27 protein-coding genes are annotated in these 25,281 nt (G+C 58.7%); 12 read left to right on the top strand and 15 right to left on the bottom strand.

Annotated features, from left to right (window positions below):
* The first annotated feature begins 61 nt into the window (after positions 1-61).
* Together GOV87_RS07405 and GOV87_RS07400 are read left to right on the top strand one after the other, a co-directional pair.
* A complete protein-coding gene (locus GOV87_RS07405) occupies positions 62-922 on the top strand; it encodes a helix-turn-helix domain-containing protein (RefSeq protein ID WP_171124734.1) in 861 nt (286 codons plus the stop codon).
* Positions 923-993: 71 nt separating this feature from the next.
* A complete protein-coding gene (locus GOV87_RS07400; protein WP_171121641.1) occupies positions 994-1,176 on the top strand; it encodes a hypothetical protein in 183 nt (60 codons plus the stop codon).
* On the opposite strand, the gene GOV87_RS07395 is transcribed toward GOV87_RS07400, so the two are convergent.
* The 3 genes from GOV87_RS07395 to GOV87_RS07385 all read right to left on the bottom strand — a co-directional run bounded on the left by GOV87_RS07395 (position 1,177) and on the right by GOV87_RS07385 (position 4,383).
* Positions 1,177-1,938, bottom strand: a complete 762-nt coding sequence (locus tag GOV87_RS07395; protein ID WP_171121642.1) for an SDR family oxidoreductase — start codon at positions 1,936-1,938, stop codon at positions 1,177-1,179.
* Entirely contained in the window at positions 1,935-3,401 is a 1,467-nt protein-coding gene (locus tag GOV87_RS07390) for a carnitine 3-dehydrogenase (protein ID WP_171211336.1), read from the bottom strand. Before GOV87_RS07390 ends, GOV87_RS07395 begins: the two co-directional genes overlap by 4 nt.
* A 67-nt stretch (positions 3,402-3,468) precedes the next feature.
* Positions 3,469-4,383, bottom strand: coding sequence for a 3-keto-5-aminohexanoate cleavage protein (locus GOV87_RS07385; protein WP_171211335.1), 915 nt, complete (start codon positions 4,381-4,383; stop codon positions 3,469-3,471).
* A gap of 132 nt (positions 4,384-4,515) precedes the next feature.
* Here GOV87_RS07385 and GOV87_RS07380 point away from each other — a divergent pair, with 132 nt between their 5' ends.
* Positions 4,516-5,502, top strand: coding sequence for a GlxA family transcriptional regulator (locus tag GOV87_RS07380; protein ID WP_171211334.1), 987 nt, complete (start codon positions 4,516-4,518; stop codon positions 5,500-5,502).
* A 73-nt stretch (positions 5,503-5,575) separates the two neighbouring features.
* Here the strand turns inward: GOV87_RS07380 and GOV87_RS07375 are convergent, their stop codons facing one another.
* Genes GOV87_RS07375 through GOV87_RS07365 form a run of 3 tightly spaced genes read right to left on the bottom strand, consistent with a single transcriptional unit; the run spans position 5,576 to position 8,588 of the window.
* Positions 5,576-6,622, bottom strand: coding sequence for an aldo/keto reductase (locus GOV87_RS07375; protein ID WP_171211333.1), 1,047 nt, complete (start codon positions 6,620-6,622; stop codon positions 5,576-5,578).
* 36 nt (positions 6,623-6,658) lie between these two features.
* The gene (locus GOV87_RS07370) at positions 6,659-7,117 is read right to left on the bottom strand and encodes a DNA polymerase III subunit chi (protein WP_171211332.1); all 459 of its coding nucleotides are present in this window, start codon (positions 7,115-7,117) and stop codon (positions 6,659-6,661) included.
* A 4-nt stretch (positions 7,118-7,121) separates the two neighbouring features.
* Positions 7,122-8,588, bottom strand: coding sequence for a leucyl aminopeptidase (locus GOV87_RS07365; RefSeq protein ID WP_171211331.1), 1,467 nt, complete (start codon positions 8,586-8,588; stop codon positions 7,122-7,124).
* Between the two features lie 240 nt (positions 8,589-8,828).
* On the opposite strand from GOV87_RS07365, the gene lptG reads away from it, so the two are divergent.
* The 5 genes from lptG (at position 8,829) to rsmA (ending at position 15,224) form a co-directional block, all read left to right on the top strand.
* Positions 8,829-9,929 carry an LPS export ABC transporter permease LptG gene (gene lptG, locus GOV87_RS07360; protein WP_171211330.1) on the top strand — a complete coding sequence of 367 codons (1,101 nt, stop codon included), beginning with the start codon at positions 8,829-8,831 and terminating at the stop codon, positions 9,927-9,929.
* On the top strand, positions 9,929-12,091 hold the full coding sequence (locus GOV87_RS07355) for an LPS-assembly protein LptD (RefSeq protein ID WP_171211329.1): 2,163 nt from the start codon (positions 9,929-9,931) through the stop codon (positions 12,089-12,091). The genes lptG and GOV87_RS07355 overlap by 1 nt, the downstream gene beginning before the upstream one ends.
* A complete protein-coding gene (locus GOV87_RS07350) occupies positions 12,082-13,335 on the top strand; it encodes a peptidylprolyl isomerase (RefSeq protein WP_171211328.1) in 1,254 nt (417 codons plus the stop codon). Before GOV87_RS07355 ends, GOV87_RS07350 begins: the two co-directional genes overlap by 10 nt.
* Positions 13,332-14,297: a 4-hydroxythreonine-4-phosphate dehydrogenase PdxA gene (gene pdxA / locus GOV87_RS07345; protein WP_171211327.1), complete on the top strand. Its 966-nt coding sequence runs from the start codon at positions 13,332-13,334 to the stop codon at positions 14,295-14,297. The genes GOV87_RS07350 and pdxA overlap by 4 nt, the downstream gene beginning before the upstream one ends.
* An 84-nt stretch (positions 14,298-14,381) precedes the next feature.
* Positions 14,382-15,224 (top strand): 16S rRNA (adenine(1518)-N(6)/adenine(1519)-N(6))-dimethyltransferase RsmA, encoded by an 843-nt coding sequence (gene rsmA, locus GOV87_RS07340; RefSeq protein WP_171121653.1) that lies wholly within the window; start codon positions 14,382-14,384, stop codon positions 15,222-15,224.
* A gap of 56 nt (positions 15,225-15,280) precedes the next feature.
* Here the strand turns inward: rsmA and GOV87_RS07335 are convergent, their stop codons facing one another.
* The 3 genes from GOV87_RS07335 to prfA all read right to left on the bottom strand — a co-directional run bounded on the left by GOV87_RS07335 (position 15,281) and on the right by prfA (position 17,991).
* Positions 15,281-15,856: a DUF4167 domain-containing protein gene (locus GOV87_RS07335; protein WP_171121654.1), complete on the bottom strand. Its 576-nt coding sequence runs from the start codon at positions 15,854-15,856 to the stop codon at positions 15,281-15,283.
* A gap of 237 nt (positions 15,857-16,093) precedes the next feature.
* The gene (gene prmC / locus GOV87_RS07330) at positions 16,094-16,939 is read right to left on the bottom strand and encodes a peptide chain release factor N(5)-glutamine methyltransferase (RefSeq protein WP_171124712.1); all 846 of its coding nucleotides are present in this window, start codon (positions 16,937-16,939) and stop codon (positions 16,094-16,096) included.
* The gene (prfA, locus tag GOV87_RS07325; protein WP_171211326.1) at positions 16,936-17,991 is read right to left on the bottom strand and encodes a peptide chain release factor 1; all 1,056 of its coding nucleotides are present in this window, start codon (positions 17,989-17,991) and stop codon (positions 16,936-16,938) included. The genes prmC and prfA overlap by 4 nt, the downstream gene beginning before the upstream one ends.
* Positions 17,992-18,055: 64 nt before the next feature.
* Here prfA and GOV87_RS07320 point away from each other — a divergent pair, with 64 nt between their 5' ends.
* Positions 18,056-18,343, top strand: a complete 288-nt coding sequence (locus tag GOV87_RS07320; RefSeq protein WP_171121657.1) for a hypothetical protein — start codon at positions 18,056-18,058, stop codon at positions 18,341-18,343.
* Here the strand turns inward: GOV87_RS07320 and GOV87_RS07315 are convergent.
* The 4 genes from GOV87_RS07315 to GOV87_RS07300 form a co-directional block, all read right to left on the bottom strand.
* Positions 18,284-18,691 carry a DUF1499 domain-containing protein gene (locus tag GOV87_RS07315; protein ID WP_171121658.1) on the bottom strand — a complete coding sequence of 136 codons (408 nt, stop codon included), beginning with the start codon at positions 18,689-18,691 and terminating at the stop codon, positions 18,284-18,286. The genes GOV87_RS07320 and GOV87_RS07315 overlap by 60 nt on opposite strands.
* 65 nt (positions 18,692-18,756) lie before the next feature.
* Positions 18,757-19,704 (bottom strand): agmatinase, encoded by a 948-nt coding sequence (speB, locus tag GOV87_RS07310; RefSeq protein ID WP_171211325.1) that lies wholly within the window; start codon positions 19,702-19,704, stop codon positions 18,757-18,759.
* A 63-nt stretch (positions 19,705-19,767) separates the two neighbouring features.
* Positions 19,768-20,733: an agmatinase gene (gene speB / locus GOV87_RS07305; protein ID WP_171211324.1), complete on the bottom strand. Its 966-nt coding sequence runs from the start codon at positions 20,731-20,733 to the stop codon at positions 19,768-19,770.
* Positions 20,734-20,745: 12 nt separating this feature from the next.
* Positions 20,746-21,909 carry a M20 aminoacylase family protein gene (locus GOV87_RS07300; protein WP_171211323.1) on the bottom strand — a complete coding sequence of 388 codons (1,164 nt, stop codon included), beginning with the start codon at positions 21,907-21,909 and terminating at the stop codon, positions 20,746-20,748.
* A 66-nt stretch (positions 21,910-21,975) separates the two neighbouring features.
* Here GOV87_RS07300 and mazG point away from each other — a divergent pair, with 66 nt between their 5' ends.
* The 3 genes from mazG (at position 21,976) to GOV87_RS07285 (ending at position 24,283) form a co-directional block, all read left to right on the top strand.
* Positions 21,976-22,833, top strand: coding sequence for a nucleoside triphosphate pyrophosphohydrolase (gene mazG / locus GOV87_RS07295; protein WP_171211578.1), 858 nt, complete (start codon positions 21,976-21,978; stop codon positions 22,831-22,833).
* A 62-nt stretch (positions 22,834-22,895) separates the two neighbouring features.
* Positions 22,896-23,837 (top strand): nucleoside hydrolase, encoded by a 942-nt coding sequence (locus GOV87_RS07290; protein WP_171211322.1) that lies wholly within the window; start codon positions 22,896-22,898, stop codon positions 23,835-23,837.
* Positions 23,834-24,283 carry an N-acetyltransferase gene (locus GOV87_RS07285; protein WP_171211321.1) on the top strand — a complete coding sequence of 150 codons (450 nt, stop codon included), beginning with the start codon at positions 23,834-23,836 and terminating at the stop codon, positions 24,281-24,283. Before GOV87_RS07290 ends, GOV87_RS07285 begins: the two co-directional genes overlap by 4 nt.
* A gap of 48 nt (positions 24,284-24,331) precedes the next feature.
* Here GOV87_RS07285 and GOV87_RS07280 read toward each other — a convergent pair whose 3' ends face one another.
* A complete protein-coding gene (locus tag GOV87_RS07280; RefSeq protein WP_171121664.1) occupies positions 24,332-24,499 on the bottom strand; it encodes a hypothetical protein in 168 nt (55 codons plus the stop codon).
* 176 nt (positions 24,500-24,675) lie between these two features.
* A complete protein-coding gene (locus GOV87_RS07275) occupies positions 24,676-25,188 on the bottom strand; it encodes a GNAT family N-acetyltransferase (RefSeq protein WP_171211320.1) in 513 nt (170 codons plus the stop codon).
* Positions 25,189-25,281: the final 93 nt, after the last annotated feature.

Here is a 25,281-nt window from a genome sequence, read left to right as displayed (position 1 = left end):
GTCAGGTTGAAAATTCTGAATATGATTAACAAAATTCATCAAATGTGATATTTTCAAACACATGCAGAATAAAATCGACAAACGAGACCGCGCAGCACAGTTCCGACAGCGCCTTGCTCGCGCCATGGAAGAAAGGCGGGTCAGTCAAAGCGCGCTGGCACGTGAGATCGGAGTGGACCGTTCAACTGTGTCGCAGCTTTTGACGCTCGATGGCGCTCGGCTGCCGAACGCGCATGTGGTCGGCAGTTGCGCTTCGGCCTTGGGTGTGTCGGCGGATTGGCTGCTGAGCCTTTCTGATCGCCCTGAAAGCGCGGCAGAGTTACTGGCAAGCTCGCTCACCATGACAGAAGCGCCACGCGCCCTTGTGGATGAACGGATATTTGAATGGCACAAAGAGGCTGCAGGCTACAAAATCCGTTATGTTCCAGCAACTTTGCCTGACATGTTGAAAACCCGCGCAGTGCTGGAATGGGAGTACGCGCCGCATCTGGGCAGAACAGCAGATCAAGCAATCGGGGCGTCAGAAGACCGCCTGACCTGGATGCGCCAGGCACAATCAGACTACGAAGTCGCGATGCCGCTGTTTGAAATCGACAGCTTTGCTAACGCGACCGGTTACTATCACGGACTGGACCTTCAGACGCGTCGGGAACAGATCGACCATCTGCTTGCCTTGTGCGAACAACTTTACCCCCGAATGCGCATCTACCTTTTTGATGCAAAGCGACTTTATTCTGCGCCCGTCACGATATTTGGCCCGCTGCTGTGTGTGTTTTATGCCGGAAGTCATTATATGGCGTTCCGAGACCGTGATCGTATCGAAACCTTCACGCGCCACTTTGACACACTGGTCCGCGAGGCCGACGTGACCGCGCGGGATTTTCCATGCCACCTGAAGTCGTTACGCGAAAGGATGCGTTAACCTCCAACCTGTGTTATCGTCGATTGGCGCGAACTTACGGGCATTCCGACCACAGACGGAGGACCACAGGAATGGACGCACTACAAACCGCACAATACGCACGCGCCCTTTATTCGGCGCACGGTGACCGGGCCGAGGCCGAAGCCGCGCTTAAAATGCGCGAATGCCAAGCCGCCGGAAACATACAGCAAGCGCAGGACTGGCAGGCGGTTCGTCAGACCATCCGCCAAATACGCGGGCCAAATCAGGGATAGTCAGAGTTTTGGATCGGGGTTGACGGTATGGCCGTCCACGGCGATCACCTGCCCCGACACCAGCCGTGCCGCATCCGAGGCAAGGAACACGGCCATATCCGCGATGTCCCGTCCCTCGACAAACCGGCCCATCGAAGTGCCGGACGCGTAGCCGTTATACACTTGGTCGCGGGTCATCCCCTTGGCCGCCGCCTCACGCTCTAGCACACCTTCCATGCGCGGGCCTTCTACAGCGCCGGGGCAGATCGTGTTGCAACGCACGCCAAACGGCCCAAGCTCCATGGCAAGCGTCTTGGCCAGTCCGATCACTCCCCATTTCGCCGCCGCGTAGGGCGCGCGATTGGGGTATCCGTATTGTCCGGCAGTCGAGGATGTGATCACCACAGCCCCGCTTTTTTGACGCTTCATGATCGGCGCGGCGTATTTCGCGCACAAGAACGCACCTTCAAGATTCACCGACAGGCACGCCCGCCAATCCTCAATAGCCACGTCCTCTACCACGGCCGTCGGCCCGGCAACGCCTGCATTGGCGCATAACGTATCCAACCCGCCCCACTCGGCTTCGATCTTCGCGAAGATATCCGCGACGGTGATTTCCTCAGCCACGTTGATTTCGGACTTTCGCCAATGCGACGGGCAATGCGACAGGGCCTCGGGATCCAGGTCCGCCACCCAGACTTGCGCACCCGCCGCATCAAACGCTTCGGCCATGGCCCGGCCAACGCCCGAAGCGCCGGCTGTAATCAGAACACGCCCGCTCATGACGGTTTGCGGATCGCAGCACCCGCGCCTTCGGGATACGGCAAGGCGGCCTGCGCTTCGGAAATCCGGGCCATCGCTGCCTCAATCTCAGCTGACGGAGCACTGGGGCGGCGGGTCTCAAGACTGACATGAAGCAGGAAGCTCTCGCCCGTGGCCAGCAGCTTGTCACCCTCATACATGCTATGGAAAACATGCAGCTTCTTGCCCTGCCCCAGCAACAACTGCGTGCGCACCTCAATCTTCGCGCCCGCATGCACTTCGTCGATATACCGAATGTGGTTTTCGGCGGTGAAATAGCTACCGCCCGAGGCGATATAGTCCGCATCACAGCCCATGATCTCCATGAACCGGTCAGTGGCGGCGGCAAAGGCTTCCAGATAGCGCGCCTCGTTCATGTGGCCGTTATAGTCCGTCCAATCCAACGGCACTGCACGCGCGACGGTCAGGATCGGCTGGCTCAGGTCGGCTTGGTCGATCGTTGGCAAGGCACCGGGCTTCAACACGGAATCATGCTGGTTCAGGACCGCCCCCGCACCCCAGTTCTGCGCCTTGAGCGCCCGCATCATCCCCACAAGATTGTTGTCGCGAATACGCTCCAATTCACGAATCGAGTGCATACCCGACTGCGCATCCGACTGGTCGGCGATCATATCGACCAACTCATCAGTGAACTCGGGCACATCCATCAGCTTGGTCCATGGCCATTTCAGCGCTGGCCCGAACTGCGCCATAAAGTGCCGCATCCCGGCCTCACCTCCTGCCACGCGGTAGGTCTCGAACAGGCCCATCTGCGCCCAGCGGATGCCAAACCCCATGCGGATCGCCTCATCAACCTCTTCGGTGGTGGCGATGCCATCCTTGACCAACCACAGCGCCTCGCGCCAGACGGCCTCAAGGAAACGGTCCGCGATATGGGCGTCGATCTCTTTCTTGATGTGCAGCGGAAAGAACCCCACGGATTTCAACAGCCCCTGCGCGCGCTCGACCATCTCAGACGGGTTCTTGTCGGTCGGCACCAATTCGATCAGCGGCAGCAGATAAACCGGGTTGAACGGATGGGTCACCACGATCTGCTCGGGTCGCAACGCACCATCTTGCAGTTCCGAGGGCTTGAATCCGCTGGTCGACGACCCGATGATCGCCCCCGGGTCACACGCCTCTTGCAGGCCCTTGTAAACCTTCAACTTCAGGTCCAACCGCTCGGGCACGCTTTCCTGAATCCACTCCGCGCCCTGCACGGCATCGGCCAAGTCGTCATGGAAACTCAGCACGCCCTCGGGCGGCAACGGCACATCACTTAACCCCGGCAGCGACCGCCGCGCATTGTCCAGAACCTCCCCGATCTTGCGCTCGGACTCAGGATCAGGGTCAAAAACCCGCACATCCCAACCGTTCAGCAAAAACCGCGCGGCCCACCCGCCGCCGATCACGCCACCACCAATGATTGCCGCCGTGTTTGTCATATCACGCCCCAAACTTCATCTTTTCCAAAATACTCCGGGGGTTTGGGGGCTGGCCCCCAATCCATGCCTACTTCGCCACAGGCGCACGCTTGGTCAAACCAAGCTTCTCGCGCACCTCGGCAGGCCCAATGACCTTCGCCCCCATATTTTCGATGACCGTCCCGGCACGTTCCACCAACTGCCAGTTCTCGGCCAGCACACCCTTGTCGAGCCACAGGTTATCCTCCAGCCCCACGCGCACATTGCCGCCCGCCAGCACCGAGGCCGCAACATAAGCCATCTGGTTCCGCCCCAGCGAAAACGCGCTGAAGGTCCAGTCATCCGGCACATTGTTCACCATCGCCATAAAGGTGTTCAGATCATCCGGCGCGCCCCATGGCACACCCATGCACAATTGAACCAAAGCGTTGGGTTCCAGCACCCCCTCTTTCACCAGTTGCTTGGCGAACCAAAGATGACCGGTATCAAAGGCCTCGATCTCGGGCTTAACGCCCATGTCTGTCATCATCTGCCCCATCGCCCGCAGTGCACCGGGCGTGTTGGTCATGACATAATCCGCCTCGGCAAAGTTCATGGTGCCGCAATCCAAGGTACAAATCTCAGGCAGGCATTCGGCGATATGCGCCACACGCTCGGACGCGCCGATCATGTCGGTCCCTTCGGCCACTGGAAACGGGCTTTCCACCCCACCAAACACGATGTCCCCGCCCATCCCGGCGGTGAGGTTCAGCACAACGTCCACATCAGCGTCGCGAATGCGGTCCGTAACCTCACGATACAGGTCCAGACGGCGGCTGGGGATTCCGGTCTCCGGGTCGCGCACATGGCAATGGACAACGGCGGCCCCGGCCTTGGCTGCCGCAATCGCACTGTCGGCAATCTGCTGCGGCGAACGCGGCACATGTGGGCTGCGATCCTGCGTTCCACCTGATCCAGTAATGGCACAGGTGATGAAGACTTCGCGGTTCATTTCCAGAGGCATGACGTTTTCCCCAAGTTATACCCGGTTTTGCCTTGAGTTTTCCCCAGACTTCTCCCCGGATTCCGATTTGCTTTCGGGCCCGAGTCTGACGCAGCCTTGTGAAAACACTTGCCAGAATACGAATCAGACTTGATGAAATCCGCAAAAAACATACTGCAGCCCGAACACCGCGCCCTGAAAACGGCGGTTTTGGTGCTGGACGAATGCAACACGCTCAGCTTCGCCTCGGCCGTTGACCCGATGCGCGCGGCCAATCGCCTGGCAGATCGCCCCGCCTTTGACTGGGACTATGTAACCGCCACACCAGAACCCGCGATGCTGACCAGCGCGCTGACCGTTCCCGGAATTCCCCTGGCCCGCCTGCAGGGCTGCGATCTGATGATCGTGGTTGCCGGGTTCCAACTGGCGCGCCACGCCACCCCCAGCCTGCTGGCCGGACTGCGCCGAATTGCCGGCGGAGGAGCGACCATGGCCGGCATAGACGGCGGCCCCTGGCTGCTCGCCGAAGCTGGTCTTCTGGACGATCATGCCGCCACCACACATTGGGAAGATTTGAACAACTTTGCCAACCGGTTCCCCGAGGTTGACGTGCGCCCTGACCGTTTCACGGTCTCGGGCAATCGCCTGACATCCGGCGGGGCCATTCCAGCCGTTGAAATGATGCTGCACATAATCGCCGCCCGGCACGGGGCGGGATTTGCCGCGCGGGTGTCTGGTCTGTTCCTCTATGACGGTGCCCCTGCCCCGACAAAACCCCAAAGCCGCATTGGCGCGCCGCACCGCCACACGGCGCTGACAGCCAAAGCCAACAGCCTGATGGAATCGTCCCTGGATGAACCCTTGCCGCTTGCCGATATCGCCGAGACCCTTGGAACCAGCCCCCGCACACTACAGCAGCAGTTCCGCCTGCGCCTGAACACCACACCGCAAGACCACTACCTGCAACTGCGTCTGGCCGAGGCGCGTCGTCTGGTCACCGACACCGACATGCCTCTGATGGATGTGGCGCTTGCTACGGGCTTTGGCTCACAATCCAGTTTCGCCCGCGCCTTCCGTACCGCGCACGGCTTGTCTGCCCGCGATCTGCGACAAGACCGGACGCACCCCACCCATCACTAAGCTGGATCCCCCTTCATCTGGCTAAAAATATCCCGGGGGAGTCGCGCGGCACGCGCGGCGGGGGCAGAGCCCCCTAGAACGGCATTGGATGCGCGCGGTGCGCCTCGGTAATGTCCGCCAAAACCTCGTCCGACAACTGCAGGTCCTTGCCACTCAGGATGTGGGCAAGTTGCTCGACTGATGTTGCACCAAAGATCGCGGACATCATGAATGGGCGTGTCTGACACCAGGCCAACGCCATATGCACAGGGTCCAATCCATGGCGCGCGGCAACCTCAAGATAAGCCCCAACCGCATCAAAGGCACGCGTTCGATGCCGCCCGCCCATTTCTGGTACCAATGACATGCGCGACCCTTCAGGCACCGCGCCACCCTGGTACTTTCCAGTGAGGAACCCGGCAGCCAGAGGCGAAAAGGCCATCAGACCCACATCCTCATGAACACTCAGCTCGGCCATATCCGTATCGAAGTGCCGGCACATTAACGAGTATTCGTTCTGCACCGAAGCGACTCGGGGACCCGCTCCGTTCTCAGCCAGACGCAACCACTGCGCGGTGCCCCAAGCGCTTTCGTTCGACAGGCCAAAGGCGCGGATATTGCCCTTGTCGACCTGCGCCTGAAGCGCCTCAAGACATTCCCGCATATTGTCCAGCACCTCGTCGGTGTTGTGGCCCGACGGCGCATAGGTCCAGTTCTGGCGGAACATATAGCTGCCCCGGTTCGGCCAGTGGAACTGATACAGGTCGATGCAGTCCGTTTTCAGGCGGCGCAGCGACCCTTCGATCGCCTCGGGGATTGTCTGACCCGAGATCGGCGCGCCATCTCGCGCATGTGCAAAACCGGCCCCCGAGTGTTTAGTGGCCAGAACATAATCAGCCCGCCGGGACGGATGCGCGGCGTTCCAGTTACCCAGAATCTCTTCTGTGCGCCCGACAGTCTCTTTCGATATGGGGTTCACCGGATACATCTCGGCCGCATCGACAAAGTTAATACCGGCGTCCAGTGCCATGTCGATCTGCGTATGTGCATCGGCTTCGGTGGTCTGGGTGCCAAAGGTCATGGTCCCCAGACACAGGTCGGTGACCATGATACCCGTGCGGCCCAAGGGCTTCATTTCCATCTGTCAATCTCCTGAAATATCATTGAAGAAAAGGCGTTACGCCTCGGACTTCATCTCCCATCGGCCCGACTCCTCGGACCAGTATTTGGCGGCGCATCCAGCACCGGTCAACGCTTTCCACTGCCCCCGGGCATGTTGAACCGCCTGCGGGTCATTGCCGTCAAACAGGATGCAGACACGTTCCAGAGCGTTCACCTCATCCGGTTCGACAGGTGCGCCGTCGACAGCCATCACGCAGGACGGTCCGTTGGCGGCCTGCATCTCGGTCGTCAGTAAAATGGGCTGCCTAGCATCATGCGGGCCGCCTGCCCGACCATGTGGTAGGAACCCGTCATCCGGCCCCAGCCACAGTCTTTCGTCCAGCCAGTCCATCCGCGCGGGATCGGTACCCCGCACGGCGATCTTCCACCCGGCCTGCCGCGCCTTGTCCAGAAGAACCGGCAAAGTATGTTCCAGCGGCTTGCGGGTCAGGTGGTAGAAATAGACGGCACCCACGGACTTACTCGAAATTGTCCTGCACAAATCGGCTCAGTGCGCGCACACCCCACCCGGTTGCGCCTTTCGGCGCATAGGATGTCTCGGCCGCGACCGAGGCGACGCCGGCGATATCAAGGTGAATCCACGGGGTTTCCTCTTTCACGAAGCGCTGCAGGAACTGCGCCGCTGTGATCGAGCCCGCAGGCCGTCCGCCCACGTTCTTCACATCGGCGATGCGCGACTTCAGCAGGTCGTCATAGGCCTTGCCCAAAGGCATCCGCCAGGCACCCTCGTCCTCAGCCCCAGCCGCTTTCAGGAAGGCGTTGCAGAATGTGTCATTGTTCGAAAACACCCCTGCGTTTTCGTGGCCCAACCCGATAATGATCGCACCCGTCAGCGTGGCCAGATCAACCATGCCCACGGGGCTGAACCGCTCTTGCGCGTACCACATGACGTCGCACAGGACCAAACGGCCTTCGGCGTCTGTGTTGATGATCTCGACCGTGTCGCCCTTCATCGACTTGACTACATCACCCGGGCGCGTTGCGTTGCCCGAGGGCATGTTCTCGACCAGCCCCACAAGCCCGACCACATTGGCCTGGGCCTTGCGTTTGGCCAGCGCGCGCATTGTGCCAGCGACGACACCCGCACCGCCCATATCCATGGTCATATCTTCCATGCCACCGGCGGGCTTCAGTGAAATGCCGCCTGTGTCGAACACAACCCCCTTACCGACAAGGGCAAGCGGTGCGTCACCTTTATTGCCGCCGTTCCACTGCATTACCACAACCTTGGACGGGCTGACCGAGCCCTGCCCAACGCTCAGCAGCGTGCGCATTCCCAGTTCGGCCAGCTTGTCTTCTTCCAGCACTTCAACCTCAAGACCAAGGTCTTTCATCTCGGCCAGACGGTCAGCAAATTCGGTCGTGGTCAGAACATTGGCCGGTTCGTTGGTCAGATCGCGCGTCATCCGCACCCCGTCCGCAATGGAGTAAAGCGGTGCAAACGCAGCCTCAACCTCATCCGGTTTTTGGTGGCTAATCGTGACACTGGCGGTGCGTTCGGATTCTTTCGACTTGTGCGCATCGAAATCGTAACTGCGCAGGGCGATCCCAAGCGCCAGCTCTTCGGCCCGAACCTGATTACCGGCCATCAGCAGCACATCCCGGTTGTCGGCCAGTTTCGCCAGCTTTGCACCGGCCTTGCGGGCCTCGGCCGCGTCCGGACGGCGCGACAGAACCAGAATGTCCAGCGCCTCGGCCGCCATGCCGGTTGGCCAAGCAAGCGACAGCACATCCCCTGACTTAACCTTTGCAAAGCGGTCGCTTTCAACCAGACGCGCCACGGTGCCACGGGTCAGACGGTTCGCGCGGCGAACGGCGGGGCTCATCTTGCCGTCCGGCGATATGATGATAACAACGCGGCCTTCAGCCTGCGTCATTGCGTCGACGTCAAAAGCCTGAAACTGGATCGGGATTAGACTGCTCATTGCGAACTCCTGAAAATCTGTTCCCCAAGACCTAGCCCGCACTGGCGCTATTGACCAGATAGCAGTTTTCCCCGACTGGCAATTGCAGTACAGTCCCGAAAAAATTCCGGCAAGATCGGGGGAGAGTACAGTGGCAAGACAGGGCAGGCATAAGCCATCGCTTCGTGGCGCACGCTGCAATGATTCCTGCTTGAACCTGACAGTGCCCGCCTTGCACCCAACCCCTGCGGGGTTTCGCCCGTGATCCTTGACCGCTATTTTGCCCGCCGGTTCATCCAAAGCTTTCTGGTTATCGGCGGCATCTTCCTGACTTTGTTGATTCTGATCGACCTTATCGAACAGGTGCGACGCTTTGACGAAGTTGACCTGTCCTTTGGCCAACTTCTGCACCTGACGCTGCTGAATACCCCGGCGGCCATCAGTGAAATGCTGCCCTTGCTGGTGATTCTTTCGACAATCGCGCTGTTTGTCGGCCTTGCGCGCAGTTCTGAGTTGGTCGTGACCCGAGCCATTGGCCGTTCGGGTATTCGTGCGCTGCTGGCCCCTGCAGTATTGGCCCTGGCGATCGGGGCGGCTGCCGTTGCCCTGCTGAACCCGATTTCGGCAGCCACGTCCGAGGAATACTCACGACTGTCTGACTCGTATCGCAACAACGGCGGGTCGGCCTTTTCGATCAGCGGCGAAGGTATGTGGCTGCGGCAGGGCTCGCAAAACGGCCAGTCTGTGATCCACGCGCGGGGCACGTCAAATGGCGATACGCTGAAGTTGAACGAAGTGACGATCATCGCATTTTCGCCGGACGGTACGCCGACGCAACAGATTGCCGCCGACAGCGCTGTCCTTGACGACGGCAACTGGACTTTGTCCAACGCCAAAGTCTGGTCCTTGAATCAGGACATCAACCCGGAAACCAACGCCGTCGAGCATTCGACGCTTGAAATCCCTACGTCGCTGACGCGGGAGCGCATTTTGGACACGCTGGGGCGGCAAGGGGCCGTTTCGGTCTACGACTTGCCACAGCTTATTCGTGACCTAGGCGAAGCCGGGTTTTCCACCAAGCAATACGAAGTCTGGCTGCAAGTGCAACTTGCGCGCCCGATCTTCTTGGTGTCGATGGTCCTGATCGGGGCAGCGTTCACCATGCGCCATGTCCGCTTTGGCAGAACCGGGATCGCGGTTCTGTCCGCGGTACTGTTGGGTTTTGGCATATACTTCGTGCGCAACTTTGCCCAAATTCTGGGGGAAAACGGACAACTGCCGATCTTTGTTGCGGCGTGGGCTCCGCCCTTCGCAGCCATATTGCTGTCACTCGGTCTGTTGTTGCACGCGGAGGACGGCTGATGCGGCTTCTATCCTGCCTGTTTTTGTCCGGCGCTCTGGCGTTGGCCATACCACAGGGCGCGGGCGCCCAAAATCAGCCCGCTGGCGGCCCGCCGCAAAGTACTCCGCAAGAGGAAGAACCAGCCCTTCTGGTTGCAGATCGGATTTTCATCACTCCGCAAAGAGTGCTTGTCGCCGAGGGCAACGTCGAAGCGTTTCAAGGCGACATCAAAGTTACTGCGCAACGGATTACCTATGACCGCGACACCGGCGAACTTTTGCTTGAGGGTCCGGTCCGCATTGATCAGGGCGGCGCAACGACTCTGCTGGCGGATTCAGCGGAATTGGACAGCGGCATCCAAAACGGCCTGCTCATCGGCGCTAGAATGGTGTTCCAGCAGCAAGTCCAGATCGCGTCGGTCCAGGCCAAGCGTGCGGCTGGGCGCTATACGCAATTCAGCAAGGTCTCGGCCACGTCGTGCCACGTCTGTGCCAACGGTAAACCTCCGATATGGCAGATCCGTGCGCGCAAAGTCACCCATGACCAGCTCGAACGGCAGTTATATTTTGAAGGTGCACATTTCCGAATTCTGGACTTTCCGGTATTCTATTTTCCGTACCTGCGTCTTCCCGATCCCACACTGGACCGCGCGACGGGCTTTCTCGTCCCCTCGGTCAGAACCACGTCGCAACTGGGCACCGGCCTACAGGTGCCGTATTTCTTCAAGTTGGGCGACCACAAGGACCTGACGCTGACGCCATATGTATCGTCCAAGACCAAAACGCTGGGCTTCCGGTATCGTCAGGCGTTCAAACGTGGACGTATCCGAATCTTGGGCGCCTATACAAAAGATGACCTTCAACCAGACGAGCAGCGCGGGTATCTATTTGCGGATGGCGCATTCAACCTGCGGGACGGCTATCGGTTCACCTTTGACCTGAAGACCACGTCTGACGATGCGTATTTGGCCGACTACGGCCTGCCCGATTTCGACCGATTGCGCAGCGAAGTCGCGCTGGAACGGATCAAACGGGATACGGCGTTCCGCACCAGCTTCATCCACTACCAGACATTGCGCGACAGCGAAGATCAGGATGAAATCCCTTCGCGCGTGTTCGACCTGTACTATCAGAAACGCCACTTCCCGACCGCAGTGGGTGGCGAGGTTCGGCTCGGCTTTGTCGCACACGCCCATGAACGTACTAGCGACGAAGACATCGTGGGCCGTGATGTCGCGCGAGCAACTTTCGATGCCGAATGGATGCGCAGTTGGATATTCACCACGGGCCTGCGCGCGGACGCTAGGTTGGGCGCGTCTGTCGATACGTTCAATATTCGTCATGACAGCGGGTTCCCTAGTCAGGTTACCCGCACCACACCACGCGCGGCGCTGACGCTGCGCTACCCAATGTCACGGCGGGAAAAGTCGGGCGCGACCCAAGTCCTTGAACCGATCGCACAAGTCGGCTGGACCCATGTTTCAACCAACGACGTGCCGATCGACGAAAGTACGTTTCAGGAATTCGATCAAGGCAACCTTCTGTCCCTTTCGCGATTTCCGGCCCCCGACCGTCGGGAAGACGGCGCAACCGGAGTGGTCGGCATAAACTGGGCCCGATACGGAGCAAAGGGATGGCGCGCACTGGCAACAGTTGGTCAGGTCTTTCGCGCGGATGCCGACCCTGAATTCAACGTAACCTCGGGTTTGCAGGGAACAGCGTCAGACCTGTTGATTGCTGGTCAGTTGGAAACGGCCAATGGCTGGTCATTGGCAGGACGCGGATTGCTCAACGGTGACTTCAGTTTCGCCAAGGCTGAATTGCGCGCCGCCTGGAGCCAAGAAACAACCAGCCTGTCGGGCACTTATGTCTGGCAGGAACCCGATCCAGCGGAAAACGCGGAAGATGAAATCTCGGAAGTTCGCGTCAATGGTCGTTACCGTATCGACCAAAACTGGCTGACCCGTGCATTCGCCCGCTATGACCTCGCCGAGTCCGAACCGATCCGTTATGGGTTGGGCGTGACCTACCAAAACGAATGTGTACAGGCAAATATGATCGTGAGTAGACGATTTACCTCGTCTTCGAGTATTGAGCCTTCGACAGAATTCGGCTTTACCGTAGCCCTGACAGGATATTCTGTTGAAGGTGGCGGACAACAGTTCAAGAGAAGATGCAGTTGATTTCACGTTTCTCCAGTTTCGTTCGTTCCGGTTGGCTGCCCTCGGTGGCTCAGGCACTGGCCGTTGCGGTATTGAGTCTTGCGCCCATGGAAGCGCAAGCCCAAAGCCCGTTCTCGCCTGCGATCAAGGTTAATCAGGATATTGTCACCTGGTATGAACTGGACCAGCGCCTGCAGTTCCTTTTAGCTCTGGGCGCTCCCGGAGCATCCGAGGACGAGGTGCGAGAGGCCCTGATTGACGACCGTCTGCGCAAGCAAGCCATGCGAGAGGCGGGAATCGAAATCAACCCAGAGGATGTTCAGGTCGGCATTGACGAGTTCGCTGCGCGCGGGCGGTTGTCGACGGATCAGTTCCTGCAACTTCTTGCCGATGCGGGTGTGTCCCAAGAAACCGTCAGGGATTTTGTCGCAGACCAGCTTTCGTGGCGCGACTATGTCAGCGCCCGTTTCCTGTCGCAGGCGCGCCCGTCCGAGGATGAAATCAACCGGGCGCTGGGACAAGCCGGTGGCGGTGGATTGCAGGTTCTGATTTCCGAGATCATCATTCCGGTCAATCAGCAGACCATCGCCCAGGCCGAGTTGTTGGCCGAAGAGATCGCGCAATTGGAAGGATTTGATGCCTTTTCAGCGGCAGCCACCCAATATTCCGCCGCCGGCACACGGGACAATGGCGGTCGGTTGGAATGGCTGAACTTGACCGATCTGCCCCCTGCCTTGCAGCCGGTTATCCTTGGCCTCAAGAATGGGGATATAACACAGCCCATCAACCTGCCAAACGCCATTGCCCTGTTCCAGATGCGCGGCCTGCGCGAGGTCGCGTCTGGCGCGCCGCGTTATTCGAAAATCGACTATGCCATCTACAACCTTCCCGGTGGCCGCAGCGCTGACACGCTGGCCCGCGCCGCCAAATTGCGGGAAGAGATCGACACCTGCGATGACCTCTATGGAATTGCACAAGACCAACCGGCTGAGGTTCTGCAACGGATCGAAGCCAGCCCCTCTGAAATTCCGCGGGACGTCGCACTGGAACTAGCCAAGCTGGATCTTAACGAAGTTTCGACGAATCTGACCGCCAATAACGGCCAGACCCTCCGTTTCCTGATGTTGTGCACCCGGACGCTCGACCGTGGCGAAGAAACTTCGCGCGTTGATGTGGCCAATGCGCTGACGCAACAGCGGCTGCAGGCCTTTTCCGAAAGCCTGCTAGAGCAGCTACGCGCGGACGCAACGATAATCGAGCAATGATCGCCCCGATCGCGCTCAGTTGTGGCGACCCTGCCGGTATAGGCTCAGAGATCGCGGCTAAAGCATGGGCAGAACTACGAGATACCTGCCCGTTTTTCTATATCGGGGACGCGGCGCATATTCCTCAGGGAACTCCGGTGCATCAAATCAGCGACCCGGCAGAGTCACTTCGTATCAGCGCCTCGGCAATGCCTGTTCTGCAACTGGACTTCCCCGAACCCAATCGCCCCGGTACACCCTCAGCCGCAAATGCGCCCGGCGTCATAAACGCGATTGAACGAGGCGTGTCACTGGTTCAGTCGGGCGCGGCGTCGGCCCTCTGCACCGCGCCGATCCACAAGAAAGCACTGATTGACGGGGCCGGGTTCGCCTATCCCGGCCATACCGAGTTTCTTGCCGCGCTGGCCGGGCGTAAACGCGTTGTGATGATGCTGGCCAGCGATGAATTGCGCGTGGTGCCCACAACGATCCATATTCCCCTGTCCCGCGTCCCGTCCGAACTCACGCCAGCCCTGTTGCGCGATACGATTGAAATCACAGCCGAGGGGTTGCGAAAGCAATTCGGCATTGCTCACCCCCGCATCGCCATTGCCGGGCTGAACCCCCATGCGGGGGAAGGTGGTAAGATGGGGCTTGAAGAGCTGGACTGGATCGGCCCGCTGATTTCTGCGCTTCCTTCGGAAGACTACACTGTCAGCGGCCCACACCCTGCGGACACCATGTTTCATGCCGCAGCCCGCGCCCGTTATGACGCAGCCATTGCAATGTATCATGATCAGGCGCTGATTCCGATCAAAACGCTGGATTTCGACCGCGGCGTAAACGTGACGCTCGGCCTGCCTTTCATACGCACATCGCCCGACCACGGCACCGCCCTTGATATCGCAGGGCAAGGTATCGCAAACCCATCTAGCCTGATCGAAGCTTTGAAACTCGCCCACCGCATGGCAAAAAGCTCTTGATCCTTCACCTGGCTGAAAATATCCCCGCCGGAGGCAAAAAATCTCTGGTGCACGCAATCCCTCCTGCGCCACGGTAATCTGAAAATGAGCGCTATCGACAATCTTCCCCCTCTGCGCGAGGTCATCGCAACCCACCAGCTTTCGGCGCGAAAGTCGCTGGGCCAGAACTTCCTGCTGGACCTGAATCTGACCGCCAAGATTGCGCGACAGGCCGGAGATCTGTCCGCGTGCGATGTGTTGGAAATCGGCCCTGGCCCAGGAGGTCTGACTCGGGGTTTGCTGTCCGAGGGCGCGCGGAAAGTGGTCGCGGTCGAGAAAGACACCCGCTGCATTGCGGCCCTGAACGACATTGCCGCTGCATATCCCGGCCGTTTGGAGGTCATCAACGGTGACGCGCTCGAGATTGACCCGCTGACACATCTAACGCCACCAATCCGGGTCGCAGCCAACCTGCCCTACAACGTCGGAACTGAGCTTCTTGTGCGGTGGCTGACCCCCCCCGAATGGCCCCCGTTCTGGCAAAGCCTGACCTTGATGTTTCAGCGCGAGGTCGCTGAACGGATCGTGGCGCAGCCCGGCGGCAAAGCCTACGGACGCCTTGCCATCCTTGCGCAATGGCGCGCCGAGGCTCGGATTGCCATGTCTTTACCTCCCGGCGCGTTTACGCCTCCGCCCAAGGTTTCAAGCGCCGTGGTCCATCTAACTGCCCTGCCCGAACCCAGGTATCCCGCGAACCCCGCCACACTATCCCGTGTCGTGGCTGCAGCCTTCAACCAACGCCGCAAAATGCTGCGCGCATCGCTAAAGGGCATCGCCCCGAATATCGAAGACAGGTTATTGGCGGCCGGGATTCAACCAACTGAACGGGCCGAGCAGGTGCCGCTTGAAGCCTTCTGTGCATTGTCGCGCGAGGTTGATAACGCTTGAAACAAAAAAGCCCCGGGGCGAACCTCGGGGCTTTGTCTTGTTTTGTGCGCCTTTGATTACTCGGCGGCCTCGGGCGCATCACCTTTGTCCGACGATGCGTCTTCCGACGGCGCAGGCTTGGGCTTGCGCGTACGGGGACGGCGCGCCGGTTTTTCCTTCTTCTCGGCGGCTTCGCCTTCAGCACCCTTATTTTCAGGGGTCTCCACCAAACCGGATTCAGGCGAAGCGGCTGCGGGTGTGAAATCCATCACGTCAGGTTGCGGTGCTTCGGCCGGATCTGATTGGCGCGCGGCTTCGCGTTCCTGACGCTCAGCGCGTTCGCGATCACGTTCAGCCTGACGTTCGCGGTTCTGCCGCTCCTGTTCTTCGCGGCGCGCTTCCATTTCGCGTTGCGCTTCACTTAGCAGACGCAGGTAGTGCTCGGCGTGTTGCTGGAAATTTTCCGCGGCCACGCGGTCATTAGACAACTGCGCGTCACGAGCAAGCTGGTTGTACTTGTCAATGATCTGCTGGGGCGTGCCACGCACTTTACCCTCTGGGCCCGAGCTGTCGAAAACCCGGTTTACTACGTTGCCTCCAGAAGGACGATTGCGGTTATTCTTGGCCCGCGAGCGGGATTTGGAAGATCTCATCTACTTTCGTCAGCCTTGTCATTCGATGTCGAACCTTTCGCGTCTTGCACTGCTCAAAGGCTTTTGCTGTGACGCGATGTCGACTTTTTGGGCTTGGCGTCAGGGGCGCGCTGTAACGGCGTCAACCTCGCTGACTAATCCTGAGTAAACATGTCCGGCGCGTGCAGACAAGGGGTTTGTACTAAATTTCGCAGCTTTTTTACATCAATCGGCGTATTTCAGCCTCAGCGCACAGATTCACTGCGACATTCTGGCAAATACAACACGGTCGCGACCATCCAAATCGGGAATTATCCTTATGTCGACCAATCCAGCAGCATCAAACAGCGCAGAAACGCTCAGGCCCTGCGTCGGCCCAATTTCGACCAGCAAACGCCCACCGGGTAACAGAAAATCAGGAACACCGGCAGCAATACGACGGTAAGCTCCCAAACCGTCGCCCTCGTCCGTCAGTGCCATGCGCGGTTCATGCTCACGCACTTCGGGGGACAATTCCGCCATTTCCGGCAGAGAAATATACGGGGGATTGGAAACAATCAGGTCAAAATTACCATTAATGTCTCCGAACCAATCAGACTTGATAATCTCGATACGGTTTTGAACTTGATGCTGAACAGCGTTCGCGCTGGCTTGCAGACAAGCAGCCTCACTTAGGTCAACGCCTAGCCCCGTTGCGCTGGTTCTTTCCGCCAATAAGGTGATCAGAATGCACCCGGACCCGACCCCAAGGTCCAGAACATGACCGAAAGGTTCGCTCAACGCCGCCTCGATCAGCGCCTCGGTCTCCGGTCGAGGGTCCAACACATCGCCGCTGACCCGAAAGCGGCGGCCATAAAACTCCCTTTCCCCCAGCAGGTGGGAGACCGGCACTCGAATAGCCCGCAAGGATATCAATTGATCGTACCGTTCGGCGATCTCCGGCGAAAGCTCCTCGGGGGCGATCAACGTGACGCGGCTGGCTTCGATTCGCGCGGCATGGGCCAACAACACTCGGGCGTCACGCGCCGGATCAGCAACCCCGGCCGCCCGAAGCCGCGCCGTTGCAGCGACCATGGCCTGCGCCGCTGTCAACGCAGCAATCATTGCGCCATCTCAGCCAGCAGGCGGGCTTGGTCATCGGCTGTCAGCGCATCTATGACCTCGTCCAGATCGCCCTGCATGACCTGATCCAGCTTGTACAAAGTCAGGTTTATGCGGTGATCGGTCATCCGGCCCTGTGGAAAGTTATACGTCCTGATCCGCTCGGAACGGTCGCCAGAGCCCACTTGGCTGGCTCGGTCGGCGGACCGTTCGCTGTCGATCCTCTGACGCTCCAAATCATAAAGTCGCGTCTTCAGAACCTGCATTGCGATTTCACGATTGCGGTGCTGGGACTTCTCAGAGCTTGTAACCACAAGACCGGTCGGAAGGTGGGTGATGCGCACAGCCGAATCTGTCGTGTTCACGTGCTGACCACCCGCACCCGAACTGCGCATGGTGTCGATACGAATGTCATTCGCGTCAATCTGGATATCCACATCTTCGGCCTCGGGCAGCACCGCAACCGTCGCAGCCGATGTGTGAATCCGCCCACCACTTTCCGTTTCGGGAACGCGCTGAACTCTGTGAACTCCGGATTCATATTTTAACCGCGCAAAGACGTTGTCGCCCTTTATATGCGCCACGACCTCTTTGATGCCCCCAAGGTCCGAAGCCTGTTCTTCGATGATCTCAAAACGCCAGCCGTGTGCCTCGGCATAGCGTTGATACATGCGCAACAGGTCTCCCGCGAATAAGGCAGCCTCGTCCCCTCCGGTTCCGGGGCGAATTTCCAGCATCGCAGGGCGCGCATCGGCCGCGTCGCGGGGCAGCAATGCCAATTGCAGCGCGTGTTCCGCTTCGGGGATGCGGGCCTGCAAGTCTGGGATTTCTTCTTCGGCCAACTCCTTCATATCGGGGTCTGCCAGCATCGCCTGCGCTTCCGCCAAATCCGCCACCAACAGTCGCCAGGCCGTGATCTGTTCGACAACCGGTTTGAGGTCAGAATACTCCTTGGCCAAAGCAGCAATGTCCCCACCCGCCGCGCCGTCTGACATCGCCGCTTCGAGGTATTGGAATCGCTGAGTTATCTGTTCTAGGCGTTCTTCGGGGATCATCCCCGGGGGTGTCTAACAATCCGGGGCTTTGGTCAAGGGCCGACCGTATGCTAAGCTGCTGCGCATGAGATGGTTTACGCTTGTCCTGACGCTGTTTTCCACACCGGCCATGGCCGACTATGTTGGCCCGGATGGCAAGGTGCGCGATTGCTATTGCACCGATACATCCGGCACCCGCATCGAACTGGGCGAGATGATCTGCCTGCAGGTCGATGGCCGTATGTTCATGGCACAGTGCCAAATGTCGCTGAACGTACCAATGTGGCGCGAAGTGCAGGAAGGCTGCCTGTCCTCAGGGCTTGAGCGCAGTCAGCCACCCATCAACACGGTTGCGGTTTACCCCAAAATCTGAGCGCCCAAAGCGCAGGCGCGCGTGGATGCGCAGCGTGTCGCCATCCTGCTGGGCGGTCGCGTAGTCGGGAAAGCCGATCACTTTGGTGCGGGTGACATAGGTGACCATCCCTTTGTCCACTGACCCCGCCAAAACCGTTGTACGGGGTGTGTTACGCGCAATTGCATCCAGACGCGCCAGCCCGTCGGGGCCAGTTTCCAAAACCCGAAACACTCCGCCTTGCATATCGCGATCCGCCTGACCGGTGGGCACTACGTGCCATCGCGTAGGATCGGACGGTGCCAGCCTGATATAAGCGCCCAGTACGACGACCGCCGCAACAACAAGGAAAATGAGCATTTTCTTCATCCCGACCCTATTCTTTTAGCAACCTTATTCGGAATACAGGCCTGGACAAGTCGTGAGGCAGGCTTTTACCGCGACGTCACACCTGGCAGGATGCACATAAGCTCGAACAACAGGTTAGCCGCCGTCAGCGCCGTGTTGCCGGTCGTGTCATAGGGCGGCGAGACCTCGACTAGATCGCACCCCACAACGGTCAGACCGCTGAGTGCATGGATCAACTGCAAGGCCTGCGGCGTGGTTAGCCCCGCGATTTCTGGCGTGCCCGTTCCCGGAGCAAAAGCCGGATCAAGGCTGTCAATGTCGAAGGTGATATAAGTCGGGTGATCCCCGATTGTCTTTCGTATCTGAGAGCCAACTTCCGTCAGGTTCTGCTGCCACAATTCCAACGCCGGAAACTGCCGAAATCCCCATTCCTTTGCTTCGTTGAAATCCGTCGTTGAATAACCCGAACCGCGAATTCCGACCTGAAAGACCTTGTCAGGAACGATCAGACCTTCTTCGTAGGCGCGGCGAAAGACGGTGCCGTGTGTCTCACGCTCACCAAACATTTCGTCGTCTACACCTGCGTGGGCATCCACGTGAACCAACGCCACAGGCCCGTGCTTGGCCGCAATTGCCCGTAAAATCGGCAGGGTGATCGAATGATCACCTCCCATCGCGACGGGCGTCACATCCTGCGCCAGAATAGCATCATAGCTTTCCTTAATGATCTTGAGGCTTTCGGACAGGGAAAACGTGTTGATCGCAAGATCACCGATATCGGCAATCTGCAGGCTGTCGAACGGAGCCGCAAATGTGGCCATGTTGTAAGGCCGGATCATCGCGCTTTCGCTGCGGATCTGTTTCGGCCCGAACCGTGTGCCCGACCGCCAAGAGGTACCGATATCCATCGGAATACCCAAAACGGCCACATCTAACCCGGCCAACGAATCCACTTGCGGCAAGCGCATGAACGTATTCGGCCCGGAAAACCGTGCCAGATCATTGCCGCTGAGGGGCTGGTTGAAGTCTTTCATGCCAGTAACTTTCCCATCCGTTATTTTGGTTAACGTGATAGTGGAAAGATGGCTAACCAATGGTTAAGGCTGCAACTTGTTCCATCCCAAAAGGCAAATAATCTGCGTGGCGACATGCGCGCCGGCGATCGCCGTTGCGCCGGATGTATCAAACGGCGGAGATACCTCGACAACGTCCCCGCCCTTGATGTTAATACCGGCGATATCGCGCAAGATGATCTGCGCCTGAATGGAACTCAGCCCGCCCCAGACGGGTGTACCTGTACCCGGGGCAAAAGCAGGATCCAGACCGTCGATATCAAAGCTAAGGTAAACGGGACTGTCACCCAGAATGCCCTTAATCTTCTGCGCGACGGCAGCGGGGCCGGACTCATAAACCTCGCGCGCGTCGATGATGTTGACACCCAGCGTGTCCTCGTTGGTGGTCCGGATTCCGACCTGCACCGATCGCTTGGGATCCACGATACCCGACTTCACCGCCTTGTAGAACATCGTTCCGTGATCCACGCGCGACATGTCGTCATCGGCCCACGTGTCCGTATGCGCATCAAACTGCAGCAAGGAAATCGGCCCGAATTTCTCGGCATAAGCCTTGAGGATCGGAAAGCTGATATAGTGATCCCCGCCCAAAGTGACCGAAGCCACATCGGCGGCTAGTATCGTGCGGATATGATCGGTCAGCGTATCTGGAAACGCCGGGATATTGGCGTAGTCATAGGCCATGTCACCATAATCGACGATCGCCAGCTCACTCAGCGCGTCAAAAGGCCAGCCATAGGGCGCATCGGGTGATTGCAGCGCACTAGCCTCTCGGATTGCGCGCGGGCCAAGTCGGGTTCCAGGGCGGTTGGTCACCGCCTGATCGAACGGCACTCCAGTCACGGCTATGTCCACGCCCTTCAGGTCCTTGGTGTACAGCCGCCGCAGAAAGGACGTCGCCCCGCCAAACGTATTTTCATAGGACAACCCCTTGAGGTCAGGATTGGTAAACGCCTCGTCTACCTGATTTTTTGCATCTTCCAGTGCCATTTATTCCCCCGTTCAGCCCAGCGGCTGCGCCTTTTCGACAATCCGCGCGAAAAAGGATGCCCCAACCGGCGCGATCTCGTCGTTAAAATTGTATTTTGGATGATGCAACCCGGCACTTTCACCTTGCCCCAGAAACAGGTACGCCCCCGGACGCGCATTCAGCATGAACGAGAAATCCTCGGCCCCCATCATCGCAGATATGTTCGTGAACACCCATTCGTCTCCCGCCACGTCCCGCGCGACATCGGCGGCAAACCCGGCTTTGTCTGCGTCATTGATCGTTGCGGGGTAATTGATCTCATAATCCAACCTTGCTTCAACCCCATAAGACAGTGCTTGCCCCTGCACGATCTGCTCCATCCGTTCCATCACCATCTTCTGAACAGACGGATCGAAGGTGCGGACGGTTCCGTTGATATAGGCAGTATCCGGGATCACGTTGTTGACCGTTCCGGTGTGAATCTGGGTGACCGAGATAACCAGATCGTCCAGCGCATAGTTGTTGCGGCTGACAATGGTCTGAATGGCCTGTGCTATTCCACAGGCCGCCATCACTGGATCGCGAGTTTCGTGTGGCATGGCCCCGTGGCCGCCAAGACCCTGAATGTGAACTTCAAACGTGTCGACAGCCGCCATGATCGGGCCGGGCGTCGTCTGGAATGCCCCCTCAGGGACACCGGGCGCATTGTGCAATGCATAGACCTGAGAAATATCGAACCGGTCCATAAGCCCCTCCTCGACCATGACGCCTGCTCCGCCGCCTTCTTCTTCCGCAGGCTGAAAGATCAGGGCCACGCGGCCGCGGAAATTTCGTGTCTCAGCCAGATAACGCGCTGCGCCCAACAACATTGTCGTATGACCGTCATGGCCACAGGCATGCATATTACCCGGTTTGGTCGACGCATATTCGACCCCGGTTTCCTCGGGGATCGGTAGGGCATCCATGTCCGCGCGCAGGCCGATTGTCGGCCCCTCGCCCTGCCCGTTGATGATCGCGACAATCCCGGTTTTGGCAATTCCTTCATGCAGCTCGTCAACGCCAAATTCACGCAGTCTGTCGGTGACAAAAGCTGCGGTTTCATGGCATTCGAACTCCAACTCGGGAATCGAATGCAGGTGTTGTCGCCAAGCGGTCATATCGGCGGCAAAATCGGCAATTCGGTTGACGACGGGCATCTGGGGTGGACTCCTGATCCTGACTGCGGAATGGATGCATCTGACACCGGAACGAAAGGGTTCGCAATGGCCGAAAATCCTCTGATCCACGATAGCGACGCAGGGATCGAGCGCCTGCTGGAAATCATGCGCCGCCTACGTGACCCGCAGACCGGCTGCCCGTGGGATATCGAACAGGATTTCGCCACCATCGCCCCCTACACCATCGAAGAAGCCTATGAGGTCGCCGACGCCATCGAGCGTGAGGCGTATGACGAGCTGAAAGGCGAATTGGGCGATTTGCTGTTCCAATCCGTCTTTCATGCGCAGATGGCCGAGGAAGCCGGGCATTTCACCTTTCAGGACGTAGTCCGCACCATGTCAGACAAAATGGTCACGCGTCATCCTCACGTGTTCGGCGACGAATCCCGCGACAAATCTGCCGAGCAGCAGACGCTGGATTGGGAAACCATCAAGGCAGCGGAACGCGCTGGCAACAAACAAAAAGGCGCGCTGGATGGAGTGGCGGCTAACCTGCCCGCCCTGTTGCGCGCGCATAAGCTGCAAAAACGCGCCGCCCGCGTGGGGTTCGACTGGCCCGATGCCAGTCATGTGCTGGCGAAGATCACCGAAGAGGCCGCCGAGTTGGAAGAGGCCCGCGACAGCATGGACGCCGACGCACTAGAGGATGAGTTCGGTGACTTGCTCTTCGTGATTGTCAATCTGGGCCGCCATCTCGGGATTGAACCCGAGGCAGCCCTGCGCCGCACCAATGCCAAGTTCACCCGCCGGTTCGAACAGGTCGAGGCCCGCCTTGCGGCGCGTGGCAAAACGCCTTCACAAAGCGATCTGGCCGAGATGGACGCCCTTTGGAACGAGGTGAAAACCGAAGAACACCGCGCCAACGGCAAACTCCCGCCGGTGGATGCGGTTGCGGACACCTAATACGGCTGGACAAGTGCCGGGACACTTGCGAGTGTCCGACCTTCACGCCCCCGGAGACGCCCATGCCCCCTCGTAAAATCATCATCGACACTGACCCCGGCCAGGACGACGCCGTGGCCATCCTGCTGGCGCTGGCCAGCCCCCAAGAGATTGAGGTTCTGGGCATAACCGCCGTCGCTGGGAACGTGCCGTTAGACCTGACGTCCAAGAACGCCCTTATCGTCTGCGAACTGGCCGGACACACCGAGGTGCCGGTTTACGCCGGGTGCGACCGCCCATTGAAACGAGCGCTGGTCACGGCAGAACATGTGCACGGAAAAACCGGTCTGGACGGCCCGGACCTGCCTGATCCGCAGATGCAACTGACCGACGGGCATGCGGTCGACTTCATTATCGACACCCTGCGCGCGCATGAGCCAGGAACGGTCACGTTATGCCCGCTGGGGCCACTGACAAACATCGCAACGGCCTTTACCAAAGCGCCTGATATCGTGGATCGGGTGCAGGAAATCGTGCTGATGGGCGGCGCGTATTTCGAGGTTGGCAACATTACCCCCACCGCAGAATTCAACATTCACGTCGACCCAGAAGCTGCTGATATCGTGTTTAAATCAGGTCGCCCTATTGTCGTTATGCCGTTGGATGTCACGCACAAGGCGCTGGTCACCAAACCCCGCAACGACGCCTTCCGCGCGCTGGGAACCAAGGTCGGTATCGCCGTGGCCGAGATGACGGATTTCTTCGAACGCTTTGACAAGGAAAAATACGGCAGCCAAGGGGCACCACTGCATGACCCGTGCGTCACAGCCTATCTGATCAAGCCCGAATTGTTCTCGGGTCGTTTCGTGAATGTCGAGATTGAGACCCAATCAGAACTCACGATGGGTATGACGGTCGCCGACTGGTGGCGCGTCACCGATCGCAAACCCAACGCGACATTCATAGGAGATGTGGACGCGGACGGGTTCTTTACCCTGTTGACCGAACGGCTGGCCCGACTATGAGCGCTGCCCTGCGGCTTGCCCGCCCCGAAGATCTGGACCGCTTGGTGGGCCTGGTCACTGCATTCCACTCCGAGGAAGGTATCGCTCAGGATGCGGATCAGACCCGCAACGCTCTGGCCCCGCTATTAGAGGGCATCCCCCACGGATGTGTCTACCTGATCGGACCCGGACGGGCACCGTTGGGATACATCATCCTGACATTCGGTTGGTCCGTCGAATTCGGCGGCATGGACGGCTTTGTGGACGAGATCTACATTCGCCCTGCCGTTCGCGGCCGAGGAATTGCATCCGAAGTATTGCTAGACCTGCCAAAGGCACTGGCCGGAGCTGGGCTTACCGCCCTGCATCTTGAGGTCGACCGCACAAACGAGGCAGCTCAGAAACTGTATCTGCGCACCGGGTTCAAACCGCGCGATCGGTATATGTTAATGAGCAAGAAGCTCTGAATTCAGATCAATCACGGACGTCACCGCCCGTGATGTCACGCACAGGCCTTAGCGAGCCTCACCACGATAGATGTAAGTGGGCGATTCCATATCCCGAACCGGGTCACTTGCTGAAACCGGATCGCCAGTGATCGGATATGTGCCAGGTGCTGAACATGCCGCCAAAAATACAGTGCCGACTACCGACGCTACGAGAAGGAATTTAGAACCAGTCATGGTGTTCTCCTTTCTGTAATACAGTCAGGGTACGAGACCACCCGGCCCTCCTAATAGGGAAAAGTTCACACATAAGTGCAATAATGTTCACTTAAGTAGCGGTTTTTTAAATTTCTCCTTCAATAACAACAGGAAAGAAGGTCGAAAAATTTCGACTTTTTTAGCCCAAAATCGCGCTATTCCTGCAAATCCATTTCAAAAAACAGCAGATGACCATCTGCAACCTCGGGGATTTCCGAATAGGCGTCACGCAATTCAAACCCCATCGACAAATAAAGGCGTGTTGCGGCCTCAAGTGGTTTTCCTGTGTCCATCCGAATAATACGAAACCCCTTCAGGCGGCAGGTTTCGATCAGATCACTCATGATCGCGTACCCGGCACCGGTACCTCGGGCTTTCTCGTTCACGAATACGCGCTTGATTTCAGCCACACCGGGTTCAATCGTATGGAACATCCCACATCCGACAGGCTGATCATCCTTTAACGCTAGCCGGACACCTCCTGTGGGTGCCGCGTGCTCAACATCGATGGCATCCATCAAACGGGCGTATTTCTCACGCGGGTAGAATGTTCTGACAATGCGTTGGGATTTTTCATCCAGCGTCAGAAGAAATGCGCGGTATTCCCAACACAAACGCCGGACCGCATCAAAGTGGTCCGGCGTTTTGGGGTCTATGATTGAAAGCAAAACCTGATCCTCGAAACAAATTCGAGGATCAGGTTAACATTCACCGCTTCAGGATCGAAGCCCCAGCGTATTCGGCGACCTCGCCCAGCGATT

Origin of the sequence: Ruegeria sp. HKCCA5426 (assembly GCF_013034585.1) — a bacterium.
Lineage (GTDB): Bacteria > Pseudomonadota > Alphaproteobacteria > Rhodobacterales > Rhodobacteraceae > Ruegeria.
This window is presented reverse-complemented; position numbering and strand designations above follow the sequence as displayed.